Genomic DNA, 17,497 nt, shown 5'->3' on the forward strand with positions numbered 1-17,497 from the left:
TCCTCGAGGATGGTCGCATCGGGATCGATAACAACCCGGCCGAGCGCGCCATGCGCCCGATCGGCGTTGGCCGCCGCAACTGGCTCTTCGCTGGCTCCGACAGCGGCGGGGAAACCCTCGCCCGGGCCATGACCCTGATCGAGACGGCGAAGATGAGCGGGCTGGACCCGCAAGCGTGGCTTGCTGATGTCCTCGACCGTATCCACGATCACAAGATCAACCGCCTCGACGAACTGCTCCCGTGGAACTGGAAGTCGTAGGATCAGGCGACGGTATCAACCGGCCGGTTACGATAGAACACGTTCGAGATGAAGAACAGCATCACGGCTGGCGGGAACACGACACCCAATGCTCCAGAAGCTGCGACAGCGCCTCCTGCGGTTCGCGGTGCGTAGCCCGACGCCATCATCGGGGCATAGGCCACCAACGCCACAGTTATGACGGAAGCACCGATCACCCCGGCGGCGGGCGCAAGAACGAGGCCGATCAGCAAAGTCGCAATGGCGTAGCGACCGGGAACGCCTGTCAGAAGACGCCCCAGCAAGCGAAACATGGTTTCGGCAATCCCGCTGGCATTCAGGATCAGGCCAAGAAAAATCAACATTGGAACGCTGGTGAATTGGACTGATTCATTGGTCAGTACACCACGGGCCCGCAGGTAGATCAGCCCCAGATGCTGAAAATCAGTGATCCCCACCCAAACCGCAGCGACAAACCCCAAGAAGCCTGTCCCCGCGAGCACCAGCGCCACCGGAAAGCCACTGAAAACCCCAATCGCCATCACGACAAGCATGGCAACCGTGAGGACCTCATTCACCATTGTGCAGGCCGCTTGCTTGTTCCGGTGCACCTTGCGCACGTCTCCCTGTCAGAAAGGCGATGTTGCGAAGGGCTACGATCATCCCGGCAAGAGCCAGCAAGATGGGGCCGATGACCCCGGTGATGCGTTGTGCCCACAACTGGGTTTCCGCGTATTTCGTGGTGCGCATCAAACCGTCCCATCCGTAGTAGGTCAGGATGGCGGCGAGCGGCAGAAGGACAAAAAGGCCGCCAATCAGTTCGATCCAAGCAATGCGGCGGGCGGACCAATGTCTGCGAAGAACATCAACGCGCACGTGACCGTCGCGCAGATAGGTATACCCAAAGGTCAAGAAAATTAGGATGAACAGCAGTGACGTGGACAGGTCCGGCAAATAGCTCGACACGCCAAGTTGTAGCTTGCGATCCAGCATCTGAAGCGCGCCATAAGCAGCAATCGAAACAACTGTCAGCCACGCAGTCACGACGCCGATGCCGCGAATGCCACGGTCAATCCAATCCAAAAATCTCAAGCCGAATTCCCTCCCAAAGTTCTTTGCCTGTTAGCTGTTATCCCCCCGTGACATCTCCCTTGCGATTGTCTTGTTCCCGATTTTCCGGCCTAACTTTCGAGGTGCGAAAGCTGTCCCAGAACAGCAATGCTGCCCCACAAAAGATCGCCACGTCAGCCAAGTTGAAGGACGGCCAGTGGTATGACCTGTAATGGAAGTCGAGAAAGTCAGGGACGGCCTGATAGCGCAGACGGTCAAGGATATTGCCAAGCGCGCCTCCGATGATCAGACCGAGCGCCGCACCTGTCAGCCTGTCCGGAGCCTTCCACAGCCAGATCAGCAGCCATGCCACGACCACGGCAGCAAGTGCGACCAGACCCCACCAGGGTACGACCCCGCCGAGCATACCGAAGCTGACCCCATCGTTCAAAACCCGCACGAGGTTGAGAAAGGGCAGAACCTCGACCCCGTTCTCAAGCGCCGGGGAGTTCAGGGCAAGAGCCTTGGTGCCCTGATCAACACCAAACGCGGCGATGGCGCAAAGCCCACCGAGAACGCGGCTGTTCATGCCACCGCCTTCAGATCGGCCCGCGCGTCGCGGATGATCGCCCATGACGAGTGCAGGAACAGTCCGGCGATCCCGAAGGCTACGATGAGATCGGGCCATGCGCTGCCTAGCCAAACCACCAGCCCGGCGGCGATAACGACTGCGGCGTTGCCGATGGCGTCGTTGCGCGAGAACAGCCAGACAGCGCGCATGTTCGCGTCGCCCTTGCGGTACCGCAGCAACGGCAGCACGGAGATGACATTTATCACAAGAGCAATCAGGCCCAGAATCCCCATCAAAGTGGCGTCTGGGGTTGTCGGCTCGAATGCCCTTATGATGGTCGTGCCAAAGACTCCAAGACCAAGCAGGCCGAGGAAGATGCCCTGGATCAGAGCCGACCGCGCTCGCCAAGCGAGGCTCCAGCCGATGGCCAACAGGCCGAGGAAGGTGATTGCGCCGTCGCCGATGAAATCCAACGCGTCGGCCTTCACGGCCTGTGACCCGGCAATGAACCCGCCGATCATTTCAAGAACGCCATAACCAACATTCAGGATCACAACGATCCAGAGCGCGCGGCGATAGCCAGGGTCCTGATGGGCCGCACCTTGCTGAATATCTTCGTCGCTCTCGATGCGGTCAAACCCATACCCTGTTGTCTCGACGGCTTTTTCAATTTCCGGCAAGCGCGCTTCGGGAGCTGTCAAAGTCATTATGTGCGTTGCAGTAGACACTTTCACGGCGTCAGGCGCGATACCTGCAGATTGCGCCGCCCGCTCGATCTGGGCGGCATCCTTGGCGCAATCCATACCGGAAACGCGGTAACGGAAGGATGGGATATCTGCCGCCGAACCGGTGCTATCAGCGTTGGCCATGATCGCAGTTCTCCTGCTAAAGTGGATCAAAGGATAATATATCAGTGAGCAATGATATGACGCAGATCGTTGTGGACCGCAAGGTCGGTACCATTGAACAACGCGCAAAACTATTTCGCGGCTTTGCCGACCCAAGCCGCTTGTCTATTCTCGGCGCGCTGTGCGGGGAGCCGCTGGTTGTTCACGAACTCGTCGAGCGTACGGGACTATCACAACCAAACGTATCCAACCACTTGCGATGCTTGTTGGAGTGCGGGCTAGTTAACAGCGACCGAGATGGGCGCTTCATCCGCTACCGTATCAGTAGCGCACGTATCGCAACGCTGTTGAGCGATGTGGACGCACTTCTCGATGTGGTCGCAGGGGGCGTTGAGGCCTGCGACAACTATCGCGGGAGATAAGCAGCCACTAAGCGATGAAATAGACTAGGACAGAGCTAAAGGACGACTGATATTGATGTAACGCGCCGTCAAATTATTATAGCCGCTGTAGGTCTTACCAGCATTGCACCCTTCGCCGCGATTGCGCAGGGAGCTCCGTCGATTCACGTTCTTAAGGACCCGAATTGCAGCTGTTGCCGGGTTTGGGCTGATATTCTTCGGGCTGAAGGCTTCCGTGTGACCGAGGAGCGCAGCTTTGGAACACTGCTGGTCCGACACAAGTTGGACAATGGCATCCCCCAAGAGATGATATCGTGCCACACAGGCGAGATCGAAGGCTATATGATCGAGGGCCATGTGCCCGCAGCAGACATTCGTCGCCTTCTGGACGAACGCCGAGACGCAGTCGGTCTCGCCGTTCCCGGCATGCCCTATGGATCACACGGAATGGGGCCAGAAGATCAGCGTGAAGCCTACGATGTATTTCTGATCCGGCGCGACGGTAACACCGAAGTGTTCACGAGTTACGAAGCAGCCTGACGGCAATTTCATTGATCGGAAACCATAAGGAGAAGACTATGAAGCAGCATAAATCACGCTATTTTGGTAAGGTTGCGGTGTGTATGATCTCTGCTACTGTAGCCTTCGCACAGCAGCAGCGAGGCGATTGGGTGGGGTCACGGGCCAATGGGACCGAACCACATGTGGTCTGAACGCATGCCTGGCTGGGGACACGGCAACATGGGTCCGGGCCAGCAATAGCGCATGCAACGACATTGGACTTACATGAACGAGTGCGTGCCCGCGGCTCATCGGGTGGCTCGGAGCACTATTCGCGCGACGCCTGAAGTTATCGCGGAAGGCCAGACGCTATACACAGCGAACTGCGCAAGTTGTCATGGAGCCGAGGGTCTCGGGGATGGTGAGGCCGGTCGGTCTCTCGTGCCTTCTCCGGCTCTCCTTAGATGGTTTGTTCAGATGCCGATGTCGGGAGACGAGTATCTGCTCTGGGCAATTTCTGAGGGCGGTCAGCGCTTCGGAACAGAAATGCCAGCCTTCAGGGAAGCGCTGACTGAAGAAGAAATCTGGAAAATCATCGCATACATGCGTGCGGGGTTCCCGTGATACCGCGCACCGCGAACACTTTGTAGAGCTTTTGGCGGTGCTTCCAAAAATACACAATTTCGCCGATCACCACCAAAACTGACATTGGTGGAGCGCGCAGCATCGCTCACTCTGGGCTCCTTCGAGACCTTCGCTGCCATCAGCTCAAATGACCGGTACGCTCGCAGACCCTTTCCATCAATATGAACTGGCGGCTGCGTGAGAATCCTATCCACTGTCACTTTTTCGAATCCGCGTGAGCGCATCGAAGTCGATTTCTTGCTTCTGTTCGTCACTTATATCCGGCCGGGTTTCCGATACCGGCTGGGGCCCTTGGACGTCCCACATCACCGCATGTGAGCCTGTACTCCAGCGATAAACCCAACCAACAACACTGCACCCATCGGTCCCGATCAGATTGGCGATCGCGACGCCCTCACCCCTATCATCGTTCACTGTTTACTAACTTCCTGCACTGTGGCGCTGCAAACTGCGGTGTGAGGTTGCAGAGCGTTCACTACGACCGCGCGCCGGACTTCGTTGATTTTGGCTACCTGGTCCTCGATGAGGGAATGATCATCAGACCGAGAAAATGGGTTCCCGCGTTCTCAACAATTCATTGGCTTCAAATCCTGTGGTCGGGCTCCGTGGCGGCTTCGACAATCGACAGGACTTCATCTTTGTCAAAACCAATGACCCTCGCCAGAACTGTAAACTCCACGACGTCGATACGACGCTCGCCACTTTCGAGACGTGCCACAAACGACTGGTGGCGTTTGAGCTTCGCCGCCAACTGCTGCTGGCTGAGACCCGCATTCTGACGTGCATCAACCAACGCACGGACGAGCGCCAACTGGCCATTTGTTCTGATTGTCTTTGCCACGCGTCACATACCTTTTGTGACGTCGCTAGCGGATGAAATCTGTTATCTAAAAAGTAGATATATGAGGGTGTTATCGGCGTCTGGTTTCCATGGGCTGCAAGTCTGATGCTCCCGAGGTTGCCCATCAATCCCCTACCAATTGCAGGAACCGGCCATAGTCCTCGCTGACTTCGCGCGCTTCCTCGAAGGCGCGGGCGCGTTCGCTGTCGAGGCAACGGAAGTAGCTCTGGATATCCTGGATATAGTCTTCGAAGTCCCCGCGGATGATATCCGCATAGTCCCGCGCGGCCTGCGAATCGCTTGGCAGGAAAGGACGGGATGGCGCAAAGCAGGATTCCGCCAAAACCGGCCCGGGAACGCAGATCAGAAGGGCCATAGCTTGCAATGGGAGCAGGCATATCAACCTTGGGTTTCTCAAACCTGTTATCTCCTTGATCGCGGACACTGGCCGTGACTAGTGTTTGCGTAACCAAACTACAGCAAAAGCACGATATTACATCTTGCGGTTGATAATATACTATCGTAACTCTGGGCTTCAAGTAGGAATGCCTGGGGTCGCGCCATTGGAGAAAGCGTGAGCCGGGCCATGAACTGGGATATCGAAGCACCAAATGTGGTTACGGAAGCCAGGTTCCGCGAACTCGTGGAAAGCGGCTATAGCGCAGAAATCCTGTGCCAAGCGTCGGCACACAAGAAAGGCCCCAGCTATTACGGGGTCTGGATCATGCGCGTTGTCTCTGATGATGGCGTGGAAAAGCTCCTCGTCACCGCCCGTACGCGGACGACCTACAACGATATCAAGATCCGCGAGTTCAAGACGATCTCCGGCGTGGTGTCATTCTTCATTGGCCTTGGCTTTGCGCATGTCGACCTGCCGCTTGAGGCGGGGACAAGCCGTACGCACAAATTCGCCCCGCCAGACAAAGTCCCATCAGACAAGGGCGCTGACACCTAGCCTCGTCTGTCTCTGGCTGGTCGCAGCACCTGCCTCCGCACAGATGGTCCTGGTCATGGAGAGCGACGGCTCCCTGATCCCGTCCCGCTCCCAAAGCAGCTTTGCCCGAAACTACAATGACGGGATTGGTCAGGGTTCGGCCTCCGATGGGATCGCGATCTTCGGCGAGGTAGAGGCCGAGCAAGAGGGCGTCCAAGTCGCGGCCCTTGCCCGCCCAACTCCCCTGCCCCGCGCCGATGTCCTCTCCGGGATTCAGACCACGGCCTTGCGCTATGCCGGCCATCCCGGCCTGCGTCGCGCGGGGCTTTCCGTGACGGATTGGCTGGCTCTCTTTCGGGCCAATATCGAGGTTGAGAGCGCCTACCGGCAGGATGCGATTTCAAATGCAGGTGCTATTGGCCTTGGTCAATTGATGCCTGCGACGGCGCGTGATCTGGGCGTCGACCCGCGCGATCCGCTGCAGAACCTCGACGGCTCCGCCCGCTACCTCGCGATGATGCTGGAGATGTTCGGCGATCCGCACCTGGCGCTGGCTGCCTACAACGCCGGACCCGATGCGGTCCGCCAGTATGGCGGCGTCCCCCCCTACCGAGAAACCCAGAACCACGTGGCCCGCGTCATGGCCGTTGTGGCACGATTGGAAGGATCAAATTCATGAAACAGATTTCAAACCTCTTTGTCGCCTCGCTGGCGCTATTCCTGCTGATTGCCGAGCCCGCCCTTGCACAGAGCATCGATCTCTCCCCGATCCAGAGCTTGCTGCAGGGCATTGTCGATGCGCTGACCGGACCTCTTGGTGTGGTCATCGCCACACTCGCGGTCCTCGGCGTTTTCTTGAGCTGGTTCTTCAACATCATCGACCTGCGCCAAGCGCTTTGGGTCCTGGTCGGCATCGCCGGTGTTGCCGCCGCCCCCACCATCGTTGCCGCGGTCTTTGCCGGTGGCTGAGCGCTCGCCCCTTTTTCTCGGGCTCGTGCGCCCGCCGAAGCTTCTGGGCCTGCCCATCATGTACGCGATGGTCTGGCTCTTCGGATCGGTGCTCCTGTTCGTCTGGGTCCAGCACATCGCGGTGCTGGGTTTCGCCGCCTTGCTCTATCCGGTGCTTTGGAAGGCCGCAGATTGGGACCCGCGCTTCATAGATGTGATGATGACGGCCCTGCAGGAGACACCGCCCACGCGCAACCGCAGCATCCATGGCGGGGACAGCTATGCCCCGTGATGACGCCCCTGATGCAGCGATCGATCCCCGCACGATGACGCCGGAGTGGTATGCGCGCGAGACCCGCCTCGCGCATATGCTGCCCTATGTGAGCCTCGTCGACGACCAGACGGTGCGCACCCGGGTCAACGAGCTCTTCCGGTGCATTCGGCTCGAGGGGATCAACAGCTACACGACGGACGATGCCTATCTCAACAAGGTGACGGCGCTTTTTGCCCGCATCGTCGCGCAGCTTGGGCCGGAATTCAGCTATTACGTCCACAAGGTCTCCAAGGCCATCAAACCTGATCTCGACCCCATCCGTGAGGACAGCTTCGCAGGCGAGGTGGACCGGCGCTGGCGCGCGAAACTCGAGACCAGTGGGCTCCGCGACAAGACGCTGACGCTCACCGTCATTCACCGCCCACCCCCGAAAAGCCTCCTGCCGTTCCTCAGCCGCAGCGCACCGGACCGCCTGAGAGAGGAAACCCGCAAACGCCTGCAGCGCCTCGGTGAGGCCGTGAACGTCTTCCTCTCGGGGCTTACCGAGCTCAAGCCGCGCCTGCTGTCAGCCGGATCGGGAGAGTTGGTGGGATTTTTGGGCGCGCTCAACACGGGCACCGAGCTGCCGCTCTACCCGGCCAACACCTACGGATTTCTGTCCTTCAACGTCGCCAATACCCGCGTGACGTTTCACGGCGATCATTTCGAGCTTTCCGAGGGCGTCGTGGGCCACCGCTACGGCAAGAGCTTCACCATCGGAGAATACTCGGAAGGCACCTCCTGCACCATGTTCGACATGCTGAACCTGCCGGTCGACATGATCGTGACGCACTCCTTTACGCCGATCAATTCGAACCTCATGGCGGGCCGCATCAAGCGGCAAAAGCGCCAGATGCAGGCCAGCCAGGATGCGGCCCTCTCCCTCCTGGAAGCCCTCGACATCGCCGCCGATGATCTCGAGGCCAAGCGCCAAAGCTTCGGCGAGCATCACATGGTCGTGACGCTCTTTTGCGACACGCTCGAAGAACTGCAGACCCTCAGCGCGGAGATCGTGAACGCCGCCGCAACCGAAGGCGTGAAGATGATCGGCGAGCGGGTCGCGGCCAAGGCGCATTACCTCAGCCAGCATCCCGGCAACCAGCCCAAGCGCGTCCGCGCCAGCGCCGTCACCAACCGCAACTTCGCGGATTTTGCGGCCTTCCACCGGACACAGCTCGGCAAACCTGCAGCACTTACCCCCTGGGGCCGGGTCGTCACATATTTTCCCACGCCGGAGCAGAGCGCCTACCGGTTTTCCTATCACGAGCAGGGCGCGCCCGACAAAGAACCGACCAGCGGGCATACCCTGATCATGGGACGGCCCGGGTCGGGCAAATCGGTGCTCTCGGCCTTCCTGATGACCCAGGTCCGTCGCGCAGGGGCGCGGATCTTCGTCTTCGATTACCGTCTTGGCATGGAGATGGCGGTCCGCGCCAATGGCGGGCGCTACGCGTCTCTGAACGCCGGTCAGCCCACGGGCCTCAACCCGCTCTGGACAGAGACCGATGCGCGCGGCACCGCCTGGCTCTCGGACTGGCTCACAACACTGCTTTACCGCGCCGACAAGCCCCTGACCCCGGCACAGACCAACCGCATCCAGGAGGTCGTGCGCCAGAACGCCCAGGCCACCAATCCGGCCCTGCGGAACTGGCGGGATTTCGCATCGCTTTTTGTGTCCACCGACGATGGCGGCGATCTGCACCAGCGCCTGCTCGAATGGACCGAGGACGGCCGCTATGGCTGGATCTTCGGGCAGAGCCTCGAGGACACGTTCTCGCTCAAGGGCGATGTGGTGGGCTTCGATCTGACCGGCATTCTCGACAGCGAGGCCGACAAGGAACGGATGGCGGTCCTCTCCTATCTCTTCCGCCGGGTCGAACGCGAGATCGAGGACCGCCGCCCCACCATCATCGTGATCGACGAGGCCTGGAAGGCCCTCGATAACGCGTATTTCGCCGAGCGGTTGTCGAACTGGCTCGTGACTGCGCGCAAGCAGAACACCGTCGCGGTGATGATGACGCAATACGCGAGCCAGCTCGAGCGCACCCGGACCGGCAAGACCATCGTCGAGGCCGTGCCGACGCAGATCCTTCTGCCCAATATCCGCGCGCAGCCTGCGGATTACGCCATGTTGAACCTCACAGAGAAGGAGCTCGACGTCCTTCTCAACACGGGCAGCAACAGCCGCCTCGCACTGATCCGCGACGATCAGGGCTCAATCGTCGTCGATGCCGATCTGAGCGCCCTTGGGCCCAATCTCACGATCCTTGGCGGCATGGAAAAGGGAGAAGCGCTTGTCGGCGCCGATTACCGCGACCGCCCAGATTTTTGGAGGCTTTCATGATCCGTATTCTTGTCGCTTTGGCTGCGCTCGGCGCGCTGGCCTCCTGCACCCAGTACCGGGAGCCGCAGGCGAACTGCTTCACATTCCTTGCGTCCACGGCACCCGTCGCGCCTGATTGCCACTTCACGCCCCTTGGCACCCCGGAGGGCGACATTGAAGTCTAGCCTGCCTCATATCCTGGCGTTTTGCCTGCTGCCCGGTCTCGGCATCGCCCAAGGCGTGCCGACCAATGACAGTGGGCTGACCGCGCGTGACATCGTCGAGACCGGCGATCGCGAGGCAGACTTGGCCGTTCAGGCGGACAAGCTTGCAGTGCGCGAACTCATCGCGGAGATCGAACGGGAGCAGCTGGAAACCCTCCGACGCATCCTCGATGCCCAGACCAGCTTCGGCGGTCAGGGCCTGCCCGCCATGGTCTCGGGGCTGGAAAGCGGCAGCGGCGATCCCGACCGCGCCGTGGAAGCCGTCTATGGCACGGGCGAGATAGATCCCAATCCCGGCGGTGCGCAGATGTTTGGGGATGCGTCTGAGACCATCGAGCAACTCATCATCCGGGTCGCCCAGGAGACCAGCGGCTTTGCGGGTGTTGGCCGCGCAGGCCTCTCGCCCGTCCAGTGGCGCGCGTTGCTGCAAGCGCTGATCTGGCAGGAAAGCCGGTTTACGATTGGGGCACGGTCTCCCGTCGGCGCCTTTGGCCTCACCCAGATCATGCCCGGTACCGCCAGCGATCTGGGTATCAATCCGGAATACTATGACAGCCCTTACCTGCAGGTGCATGGCGGCGCGCGCTATCTCGCGACCCAGCTCAACACATTCGATGGCAACATCATCAACGCCCTCGCGGCCTATAACGCCGGACCCGGCCGGGTCTTCGAGTATGGCGGCGTTCCGCCCTTTCGCGAGACCCAGCACTATGTCCAGGTGATCCCCGAACGCTATAACCTCTATTTGACCCGTATCGGCGGGATCGAAGCGCTTGGCACGATCGACCCCGCGCTTCTGGCCAATGCCAACCTCTCGCTCACTGGGCACGGCGCGGCCTTCTATGGCAACAACTCACCCGCCGCGATCAGGCAAGCCGCCCTGCGTATTGCGGATATCGTCGAACGGATTTCCGAGACCGAGGATGTGCAGGAGAGCGTTGCGCTCAACACTTATGCCCGCGCCGAACTCGTGCGTCTCGTGGCCGCCCGCATCCGGCTTCAGGCCGCCCGCACCCGCGTGCTCTCCGCCGAAGAGCTGGCCCAGGCCAGCGCCCGCATGGCCGAAGGCGCGTTCATGGATTTTACGATCAGGGAGATTGAATGATGGGACATCTGCTCTTGAGGACAGCTTTGGCCACGACACTTGGGGTTGGTCTGCATCTTGGCGCCCTATCCCCCGTCCTCGCGCAAGGCGTGCCCGTCGTCGATACCCAGAACATCGCGCAAAACATCCAGCAGCTGCGGCAGATGATCGAGGACGAGATTCTGCAAAACGAGCAGCTGACGCAGCTCCGCGAACAGCTCGGCCTTCTCACGGACCAACTCGCGGAGCTGCAACGAACCTACGAGGCCCTCACCCGCCTTGCCGAACTGCCGGAGATCATCCGGACGGAAATGGAAGACGAGTTGAATGGTCTGCTCGACCAGGAGTTCGGCGACATCCTCGCCACGATTGAGGCGATCAAGACGGGGGATTTCTCGGGCCTCTCGGGCTCCGGCGCAGGCGAAATCGAAACCCAGATGGACCGGGTGCTGGCCGATCTCGGCTTCGATGAAGACACGCTCTCGGAAATGGCCACCAGCGGCAATCCCGGGGCCAACCGTGTGGCCACGCAGGCAACAACCGGCGCACTCGTCTCAGCCGCCGCCCAGAACAGCTATGAGGATGCCGGCCAATCGCTCGAGCGGGTCGACCGCCTTGTCGGGCTCATCGACGACATGGACGAACTCAAGGAAAGTATCGATCTCAACACGCGCGTGACAGCTGAATTGGCCATCGCCCTCGTGGCGATGTGGCAGCTGGAAGCGATTCAAACCGTGGGCGATGGCACCGGCGGCGTGATCGATGCCGCCACCATCGCCGAGGAGCAGCGCTTCATGGATTTCACGCTGCCCGAGCTGCGGGCCGAGTGAGTGCGGGGTGTGACGCGTGGCGAGTGAACAAGAGATCATCGAGGAAGAGCTGGTCTACGGTGCCCTGCGCCGTGAACGGCTTTGGCAGCGTCTTGGCCTGATAGGCCTTGTCTTCGGTATCATCGGCTGTCTGAGCGCGGCAGCTGTCTCGATCCTCGATGTCGATCCGCCCCCCGTCGTTGTCCCCTATGATCCCGCCACTGGCTTTGCACTCCCCGAAGCCTCGGTGGGCGCTTCCTCGGTGACCGCCAACCAGGCGATCATCGAGGCGGAGGTCTTCCGCTACTTGACCGACCGCGAGGTCTATAACCAGCTCGACAATGATCTGCGCATCCGAAGCGTACTGCGTCGCTCTGACGGGGCTGCCGAGAGCGGGCTGCGCCAGATCTGGAACAGCGCCAACGAGAATTACCCGCCGACGGTCTATGGCCCCAATGCTCGGCTCGACGTGGAAATCCTCAGCATCAACCGGATCGGAACCAACCGCGCGACGGTCCGCCTGCGCAAGCGCCTGACGTCCATTAACGGCACCCAGACCGGCCTCTTCACTGCGACGCTTCTCTTCGAGTTCCGCCCGGAGACCCGCCGCTCCATCGATGAGGTCTGGACCAATCCATTCGGCTTCACCGTCCTCGAATATTCTATCCGCTCCGACAGATTGGAGAACTGACGTTGTTGTTTATAAGATCGCTTATTTTTGTCATTGCCCTTTTGCCCGGCCTCGCCTCTGCCGAAGCCACCCCGCGTGGCGGTCCCAACGACAGCCGGGTGCGCTTGGCCACCTACCAGGAGGGTCAGGTCTATCGTCTCAATGTCTCCCTCACCCATGTGACGACCATCGAGTTCGGCGAGGGCGAAAGCATCCGCTCGATCATCGCGGGCGACACCGAGGGCTTCGAGATCGACGGCGTTCCGGGCGGTCAGGCCTTCGCGATCAAGCCTGTGGCGCGCGGTGTCCATACCAACGTGACCGTCTACACGAACCGGCGCAGCTACTACTTCAACGTCCAGGAAACCCGCAGCCCAACCTTCTACGTGGTCCAGTTCCGCTACCCCGAAGACAATGCACGGCCCACGCGTGCCATCGCAGCCCAAGCCCCAAACTATAATTACGGTGCCAGCGCGCGCACCGAATTCACCCCGACCCGCGTCTGGGATGACGGGACGTTCACGTATTTCGAATTCCCTCGGAACGCACCGGTGCCGGCGATCTTCCGTTACGCCAATGGGCGTGAACGGACGGTCAACACCCAAGCCACCGAAGAAGGCGTAATCCGGGTCTCGGGTGTGAACCGGCAATGGGTTCTGCGGATCGATGACGAGGTGGTCTGCATTGAAGCAACAGCGCCTGCGGGGGTGGGCTCATGAGCGACACCGGAAACGCAGACCTCGAGAAACGCCTCGCCGCTCTCGAACAAGGCAAGGGCGCAAGTTCGCCCCCTGCCCCACGGCGCTCACCGCTGCTCGCTTTGGTTGTCGTCCTCGTGATCGGCGCGGGCGGTGCATTGCTCTATCTCATGTCTCAGCCCGAGGAAGAACAAGCCCTGCCCACGGCCACGCCGGACGTGTTCCAGAACGAAGGCGACGGCTTCGGCGCCATCGAAACCCTGCCGCCGCCTGAGCCCGAAGTGGTTTTGGTCGCACCCGAGCCGGTGGAACCCAACGCCGAGCTTCTCGCACAACTCGCAGCCCTTCAGGCCCAGATCGAAGAATTGCGCAACGCGCCCGAACCCGTCGTCGAGGAAGACACGGCTGCCGCCGAAGCCATCGATGCGCTGACTGCGCAAATCGCGGCGCTGCAAGCGGCCTCAGAATCCGCGCAACAGCAGTTTCGCGATGAACTCACGGCGCGCGATCGCGAGCTGGAACAACTCCGCATGGACCTCGAACTTGCACAGCTCGAGGCCAACCGCCCCCTCCCCGCACCAATTGGTCCCTCGGAGGACGAGTTGCGCGCGCGGGAAGAAGAACGGCTGCGCCGCGAGGAAGAAGCACGACGGCTCGCGGAACTTGAACGCCGCGCTGCTGAGGAACGTGCGTTTCAGGAGCGCCGCATCACCTCGCCCACCATCGCTTTTGGTGGCACCTCTGGTGCGAATGAAACGGCTCTCACCGAACGCACCTTTGGCGAGGTGACAGATTTCGTGCTGAACGGTGCGCTGCCCTCGACGGTGACGCAAGCCGAGGTGATCGCCAATCCCTCCAACACCATCATCCAGGGCACCATGATCCAGGCCGTCATGGAAACCGCCCTCGACAGCTCCCTGCCCGGTCAGACCCGTGCCGTGGTATCCGAGGATGTCTACAGCGTCGATGGCACGCGCCTTTTGATCCCGCGCGGATCCCGTCTCATCGGGCGCTACCGCGCCGGCGTTGATATCGCGCAGCGCCGGGTCACGATCGCCTGGGACCGGATTATCCTTCCCGACAACCAGACCGTCCAGATCAGCTCCTTCGGGGGCGACGAACTCGGCCGCTCCGGTGTCACAGGTTTCGTGGACACGCGCTTTGCCGAGCGTTTCGGGTCGGCCGCCCTGATCTCGCTGATTTCGGCAGCACCTGGTGCCGCCGCCTCCGAGGTCCAGGATGAGACTGCCGCCGACGTTCTCGAAGACGTTGGCGATGATCTGGCAGATGCCACGGACAGCGTCATAGGCGATTACCTCTCCATCGGCCCCGTCATCTATGTCGACCAAGGCGCGCGCGTCACTGTCATGGTCGACCGCGATCTGGAGCTATTCTGAGCCCATGTCGCTGAGCTATCTCGAAACCTCCCTCGACCGGATCGAAGCCGCCGCCCGCGACGATGTCATCGAGATCTGCATCAACCCCGACGGCTCCTGCTGGGGAGAATTCCAGGGCGATCATTTCATGCGGCAGCTGGAACAGGCGCTGACCGCAACAGAAGTCACAGACCTCGGCAACCAGATCGCCTCCTCCGCCAATACTACGATGAGCAAGGACCGCCCCATCGTCTCGGTTTCGATAACCTACAAGGGTCGCCCGATCCGCGCACAGGTCATCACCCCGCCCGCCGTGCTCTCGGCCATGTCGATCAGCCTGCGGTTCTTCTCGAGCCTGCCACTCGAGGGCATTGCGCTCGATTTCCTCTACGGAAAGGAGCGAAAGCTCGAAGACCTGCGCGTGGAAAAGAAGCGCGCCTTGCGCGACGTGGTGGCCGCGGGTTTGATCGATGATGCACTGGCCTTCTGCGTCGAGAACAAACTCAACATGATCGTCTCGGGGGGCACCTCCACCGGCAAGACCGTCGCCGCGCGCAAAATCCTCTCTCATGTGCCATCCGAGGAACGCATCGTGACCATCGAAGAAGCGGCCGAGCTTCTGCCGACCCAGCCAAATGCCGTGACCCTCATCGCCAATCGTGACGCGGAATTCCAGACCGCCGATGTGCTTCTCACCGCCACGCTGCGCATGCGCCCCGACCGGATCATCCTGGGCGAGGTGCGCGGCAAGGAGGCCATGACCTTTCTGGAAGCCATCAACACCGGCCATGGCGGCTCGATGACCACGCTGCATGCCGAAACCCCGCAACTGGCCGTGCAGCGCCTCGCGATCGCAGCACTAAAGACCGAGATACCGATGACCTATACCGACATGATCCAGTACATCGAGAACTCCATCGACGTGATCATCCAGGCCGGTCGGCATGACGGCAAACGCGGCATCACCGAATTCTACCTCCCCGGCGCAACTGAGATCGGAGCTTCCCAATGAAGACCTTTGAATACGACATTCTGTTTTTCCAGGTGAAGAAGCAAAAGGACTACGGCGAGATGCGAAGGGTCCTGAATGAGCGCGGCGCGGAAGGGTGGGAGGTCATCACCGCTGAGGCCGGCGACTACGGCTACACCACGTTCTTGAAGCGTGAGACTGGTGCTACGAAGGGGGCATCGGAATGATACAGGCTGTTGCAGTCGCTGGTCTGCTCGTGATCTTTTGCGCAACCGCTGGTGTGGCCGAGCGGAACCTGGTCCCGACGCTCGACAACCACCCAGATGTTTGCCCGGACCAGCCTCCCGAGCCGGAGTGGATGCAGAACATCGATGTGCGCGAATCCTACAAGCGCCTCTTGATCCAACAGATCTACCGAGATGAAAGCATGCAAAGCATCGTTGACGCGCAAAACTGTGACTGTCCCACGCGGTTTCCGTCTTGGGAGGCAGCCGAACGCGTCTACGTCGAGCGCTTCGCTTCATCTGAATACTGGGACGTCGTCGAAGCGACGTCCGCGTACAGGCGACAAGCAAATGAACTGCGCCGTGCCGCCATGCCAATCTGCGAAGCCGCTGGCAACTGGTAGTAATCCATGAGCGTCGTCACCTACTTCGTGGAAACAGCTGAAGGTTATCTCGATACCGCTGCCGAGACACAGTTTGGCGCGGTCGCAGCAACGGTGGGCACGTTGCTGGTTCTGGGCACAACACTGGTTGTCATTCTGGTCTTCATCAACATGATCTACCAGTATCGCGCCATGGACGGCCGAACTGCCTTTTGGCTGGCCGTGAAGGTCGGGCTGATAGGAGTCTTCGCGGCCAATTGGGTCCAGTTCAATGCGCTTGCCTCAGCGATACTGAATGGGATCGACAGCATTGCCGGGGCCCTTGTTGCTTCTGTTGGCGGCGGATCACCAGGTCCGTCCGGTACCTTTGCAGAGGAATTCGACGATCTGATCGCAGCCCTCGGGGACTATCTGAATGCTGCGGGATCTGAGTTGAACTGGATGGCCGGCGCCTTGCTCGACACGCTTGGGGTACTGCTGCTCTCGATCCTCGGTGGCTTGGCGGCGTTCATTGTTGTAGCCTCACGGCTCATGATTGCTCTTCTAATCGGCATCGCGCCGGTCATGATCTTCCTGACCCTTTTTGAGGTGACCAAGGACTAGGCTCTGGACTCATTGAGTTTCACAGCCAATAGATGACGATTGCAGCGAGAGCGATGGCAGAGAAGAATGCCTTTGGGCATCTGTCGTACCTGGTTGCCACACGCCTCCAGTCCTTGAGCCTGCCGAACATGATCTCAATGCGGTTGCGGCGTTTGTAACGCCGCTTGTCGTATTTGACCGGGGTCTTGCGTTGGCTCCGGCCTGGGATGCAGGCGCGGATCCCCTTGTCTTGCAGGGCTTCTCGGAACCAATCAGCGTCGTAGCCCCGATCCCCGAGCAGCCAATCGACGTTCGGTAGGCTGCTGAGCAGCGCACGCGCACCGATGTAATCGCTGACCTGCCCCGCGGAGACGAAGAAGTTGATCGGGCGGCCTTTACTATCGCAGAGGGCGTGCAGCTTGGTGTTCATGCCACCCTTCGTGCGACCGATCAGCCGACCACGCCCCCTTTTTTCACGCCCAGACTGGACGCAGTACGATGTGCCTTCAGGTAGGTCGCATCGATCATCACTGTCTTCTTCTCGCCATGCCCGGCTGCCAACCCCGCCAGCATCAGCGCGAAGATGCCTTTGTCGCTCCAGCGCTTCCAACGGTTATAAAGCGTCTTGTGAGGACCATACTCCTTCGGCGCATCCCTCCAGCGCAAGCCATTGCGGTTTATGAATATAATCCCGCTCAGGACGCGCCGGTCGTCGACACGCGGCTTGCCGTGGGACTTCGGGAAGTAGGGCTCCAACCGCGCCATCTGCGCGTCGCTCAGCCAGAAAAGATCAGACATGTCACCGCTCGTTTTCCGAACGCTGAATCATGCCCTTCGGCTGAAATCAATGGGTCCTGAGCCTA

The 17,497-nt window shown here is 60.5% G+C and carries 26 protein-coding genes and 1 pseudogene; 19 read left to right on the forward strand and 8 right to left on the reverse strand.

Annotation, left to right across the window (positions count from 1 at the left end):
* Nucleotides 1–260: transposase domain-containing protein (locus Q344_RS22730; protein WP_036538120.1), on the forward strand; the 260-nt coding region annotated here is incomplete at its 5' end.
* 2 nt (nt 261–262) lie between these two features.
* Here Q344_RS22730 and Q344_RS22735 read toward each other — a convergent pair.
* From Q344_RS22735 to Q344_RS0100725, 4 genes are read right to left on the reverse strand one after another with little or no spacing between them, the layout of a single operon-like run.
* Nucleotides 263–859, reverse strand: coding sequence for a TRAP transporter large permease subunit (locus Q344_RS22735; RefSeq protein WP_244881782.1), 597 nt, complete (start codon nt 857–859; stop codon nt 263–265).
* Nucleotides 810–1,331 carry a TRAP transporter small permease subunit gene (locus tag Q344_RS0100715; RefSeq protein ID WP_223229250.1) on the reverse strand — a complete coding sequence of 174 codons (522 nt, stop codon included), beginning with the start codon at nt 1,329–1,331 and terminating at the stop codon, nt 810–812. The genes Q344_RS22735 and Q344_RS0100715 overlap by 50 nt, the downstream gene beginning before the upstream one ends.
* A gap of 37 nt (nt 1,332–1,368) precedes the next feature.
* Nucleotides 1,369–1,878 carry a signal peptidase II gene (lspA, locus tag Q344_RS0100720; RefSeq protein ID WP_036538122.1) on the reverse strand — a complete coding sequence of 170 codons (510 nt, stop codon included), beginning with the start codon at nt 1,876–1,878 and terminating at the stop codon, nt 1,369–1,371.
* Nucleotides 1,875–2,729, reverse strand: a complete 855-nt coding sequence (locus Q344_RS0100725; protein WP_028284971.1) for a cation efflux transmembrane domain-containing protein — start codon at nt 2,727–2,729, stop codon at nt 1,875–1,877. Before Q344_RS0100725 ends, lspA begins: the two co-directional genes overlap by 4 nt.
* A 44-nt stretch (nt 2,730–2,773) precedes the next feature.
* Between Q344_RS0100725 and Q344_RS25395 the strand changes: the two genes are divergently transcribed.
* The 3 genes from Q344_RS25395 to Q344_RS26780 all read left to right on the forward strand — a co-directional run bounded on the left by Q344_RS25395 (nt 2,774) and on the right by Q344_RS26780 (nt 4,234).
* Nucleotides 2,774–3,130 (forward strand): ArsR/SmtB family transcription factor, encoded by a 357-nt coding sequence (locus Q344_RS25395; protein ID WP_233145769.1) that lies wholly within the window; start codon nt 2,774–2,776, stop codon nt 3,128–3,130.
* Between the two features lie 51 nt (nt 3,131–3,181).
* Entirely contained in the window at nt 3,182–3,649 is a 468-nt protein-coding gene (locus Q344_RS25400) for a DUF411 domain-containing protein (protein ID WP_074637346.1), read from the forward strand.
* Nucleotides 3,650–3,895: 246 nt separating this feature from the next.
* Nucleotides 3,896–4,234, forward strand: a complete 339-nt coding sequence (locus Q344_RS26780; protein ID WP_169739163.1) for a c-type cytochrome — start codon at nt 3,896–3,898, stop codon at nt 4,232–4,234.
* On the opposite strand, the gene Q344_RS26280 is transcribed toward Q344_RS26780, so the two are convergent.
* The 3 genes from Q344_RS26280 to Q344_RS0100740 all read right to left on the reverse strand — a co-directional run bounded on the left by Q344_RS26280 (nt 4,138) and on the right by Q344_RS0100740 (nt 5,472).
* Nucleotides 4,138–4,344, reverse strand: coding sequence for a hypothetical protein (locus tag Q344_RS26280; RefSeq protein ID WP_162797850.1), 207 nt, complete (start codon nt 4,342–4,344; stop codon nt 4,138–4,140). The genes Q344_RS26780 and Q344_RS26280 overlap by 97 nt on opposite strands.
* Before the next feature lie 494 nt (nt 4,345–4,838).
* Nucleotides 4,839–5,096, reverse strand: coding sequence for a helix-turn-helix domain-containing protein (locus Q344_RS0100735; RefSeq protein WP_028284972.1), 258 nt, complete (start codon nt 5,094–5,096; stop codon nt 4,839–4,841).
* 124 nt (nt 5,097–5,220) lie between these two features.
* Nucleotides 5,221–5,472, reverse strand: coding sequence for a hypothetical protein (locus Q344_RS0100740; RefSeq protein WP_028284973.1), 252 nt, complete (start codon nt 5,470–5,472; stop codon nt 5,221–5,223).
* Between the two features lie 210 nt (nt 5,473–5,682).
* Here Q344_RS0100740 and Q344_RS0100745 point away from each other — a divergent pair, with 210 nt between their 5' ends.
* The 15 genes and pseudogenes from Q344_RS0100745 to Q344_RS22740 all read left to right on the forward strand — a co-directional run.
* The gene (locus tag Q344_RS0100745; protein ID WP_028284974.1) at nt 5,683–6,051 is read left to right on the forward strand and encodes a hypothetical protein; all 369 of its coding nucleotides are present in this window, start codon (nt 5,683–5,685) and stop codon (nt 6,049–6,051) included.
* A 43-nt stretch (nt 6,052–6,094) separates the two neighbouring features.
* A complete protein-coding gene (locus Q344_RS0100750; RefSeq protein WP_028284975.1) occupies nt 6,095–6,709 on the forward strand; it encodes a lytic transglycosylase domain-containing protein in 615 nt (204 codons plus the stop codon).
* A complete protein-coding gene (locus Q344_RS0100755) occupies nt 6,706–6,999 on the forward strand; it encodes a TrbC/VirB2 family protein (protein WP_009503803.1) in 294 nt (97 codons plus the stop codon). Before Q344_RS0100750 ends, Q344_RS0100755 begins: the two co-directional genes overlap by 4 nt.
* Entirely contained in the window at nt 6,992–7,270 is a 279-nt protein-coding gene (locus Q344_RS0100760) for a VirB3 family type IV secretion system protein (RefSeq protein ID WP_008282962.1), read from the forward strand. Before Q344_RS0100755 ends, Q344_RS0100760 begins: the two co-directional genes overlap by 8 nt.
* Entirely contained in the window at nt 7,260–9,635 is a 2,376-nt protein-coding gene (locus Q344_RS0100765; RefSeq protein WP_028284976.1) for a VirB4 family type IV secretion/conjugal transfer ATPase, read from the forward strand. The genes Q344_RS0100760 and Q344_RS0100765 overlap by 11 nt, the downstream gene beginning before the upstream one ends.
* Nucleotides 9,632–9,799, forward strand: coding sequence for a hypothetical protein (locus Q344_RS26285; protein WP_169739164.1), 168 nt, complete (start codon nt 9,632–9,634; stop codon nt 9,797–9,799). The genes Q344_RS0100765 and Q344_RS26285 overlap by 4 nt, the downstream gene beginning before the upstream one ends.
* Nucleotides 9,789–10,943 carry a lytic transglycosylase domain-containing protein gene (locus Q344_RS0100775; protein ID WP_028284977.1) on the forward strand — a complete coding sequence of 385 codons (1,155 nt, stop codon included), beginning with the start codon at nt 9,789–9,791 and terminating at the stop codon, nt 10,941–10,943. The genes Q344_RS26285 and Q344_RS0100775 overlap by 11 nt, the downstream gene beginning before the upstream one ends.
* Nucleotides 10,943–11,752, forward strand: coding sequence for a type IV secretion system protein (locus Q344_RS0100780; RefSeq protein ID WP_028284978.1), 810 nt, complete (start codon nt 10,943–10,945; stop codon nt 11,750–11,752). The genes Q344_RS0100775 and Q344_RS0100780 overlap by 1 nt, the downstream gene beginning before the upstream one ends.
* A gap of 16 nt (nt 11,753–11,768) precedes the next feature.
* Nucleotides 11,769–12,422, forward strand: coding sequence for a VirB8 family type IV secretion system protein (locus Q344_RS0100785; protein WP_028284979.1), 654 nt, complete (start codon nt 11,769–11,771; stop codon nt 12,420–12,422).
* A 2-nt stretch (nt 12,423–12,424) separates the two neighbouring features.
* Nucleotides 12,425–13,120 (forward strand): TrbG/VirB9 family P-type conjugative transfer protein, encoded by a 696-nt coding sequence (locus Q344_RS0100790; protein WP_028284980.1) that lies wholly within the window; start codon nt 12,425–12,427, stop codon nt 13,118–13,120.
* Nucleotides 13,117–14,496, forward strand: coding sequence for a TraB/TrbI/VirB10 family type IV secretion system protein (locus tag Q344_RS0100795; protein WP_028284981.1), 1,380 nt, complete (start codon nt 13,117–13,119; stop codon nt 14,494–14,496). Before Q344_RS0100790 ends, Q344_RS0100795 begins: the two co-directional genes overlap by 4 nt.
* A gap of 4 nt (nt 14,497–14,500) precedes the next feature.
* Entirely contained in the window at nt 14,501–15,487 is a 987-nt protein-coding gene (locus tag Q344_RS0100800; RefSeq protein ID WP_028284982.1) for an ATPase, T2SS/T4P/T4SS family, read from the forward strand.
* Complete coding sequence (locus Q344_RS0100805; protein WP_028284983.1) at nt 15,484–15,672, forward strand: hypothetical protein; 189 nt, start codon at nt 15,484–15,486, stop codon at nt 15,670–15,672. The genes Q344_RS0100800 and Q344_RS0100805 overlap by 4 nt, the downstream gene beginning before the upstream one ends.
* Nucleotides 15,669–16,073 (forward strand): hypothetical protein, encoded by a 405-nt coding sequence (locus tag Q344_RS0100810; protein ID WP_028284984.1) that lies wholly within the window; start codon nt 15,669–15,671, stop codon nt 16,071–16,073. The genes Q344_RS0100805 and Q344_RS0100810 overlap by 4 nt, the downstream gene beginning before the upstream one ends.
* 6 nt (nt 16,074–16,079) lie before the next feature.
* Nucleotides 16,080–16,652: pseudogene (locus tag Q344_RS22740) on the forward strand (type IV secretion system protein); the annotation flags it as partial.
* 22 nt (nt 16,653–16,674) lie between these two features.
* On the opposite strand, the gene Q344_RS25415 reads toward Q344_RS22740, so the two are convergent.
* A protein-coding gene (locus Q344_RS25415; protein ID WP_156954595.1) for an IS5 family transposase occupies nt 16,675–17,432 on the reverse strand; the annotation gives its coding sequence in 2 pieces (ribosomal slippage) (nt 16,675–17,096 and nt 17,096–17,432; 759 coding nt in all).
* Nucleotides 17,433–17,497: the final 65 nt, after the last annotated feature.

Source organism: Pseudooceanicola nanhaiensis DSM 18065 (assembly GCF_000688295.1).
Taxonomy (GTDB): domain Bacteria; phylum Pseudomonadota; class Alphaproteobacteria; order Rhodobacterales; family Rhodobacteraceae; genus Pseudooceanicola; species Pseudooceanicola nanhaiensis.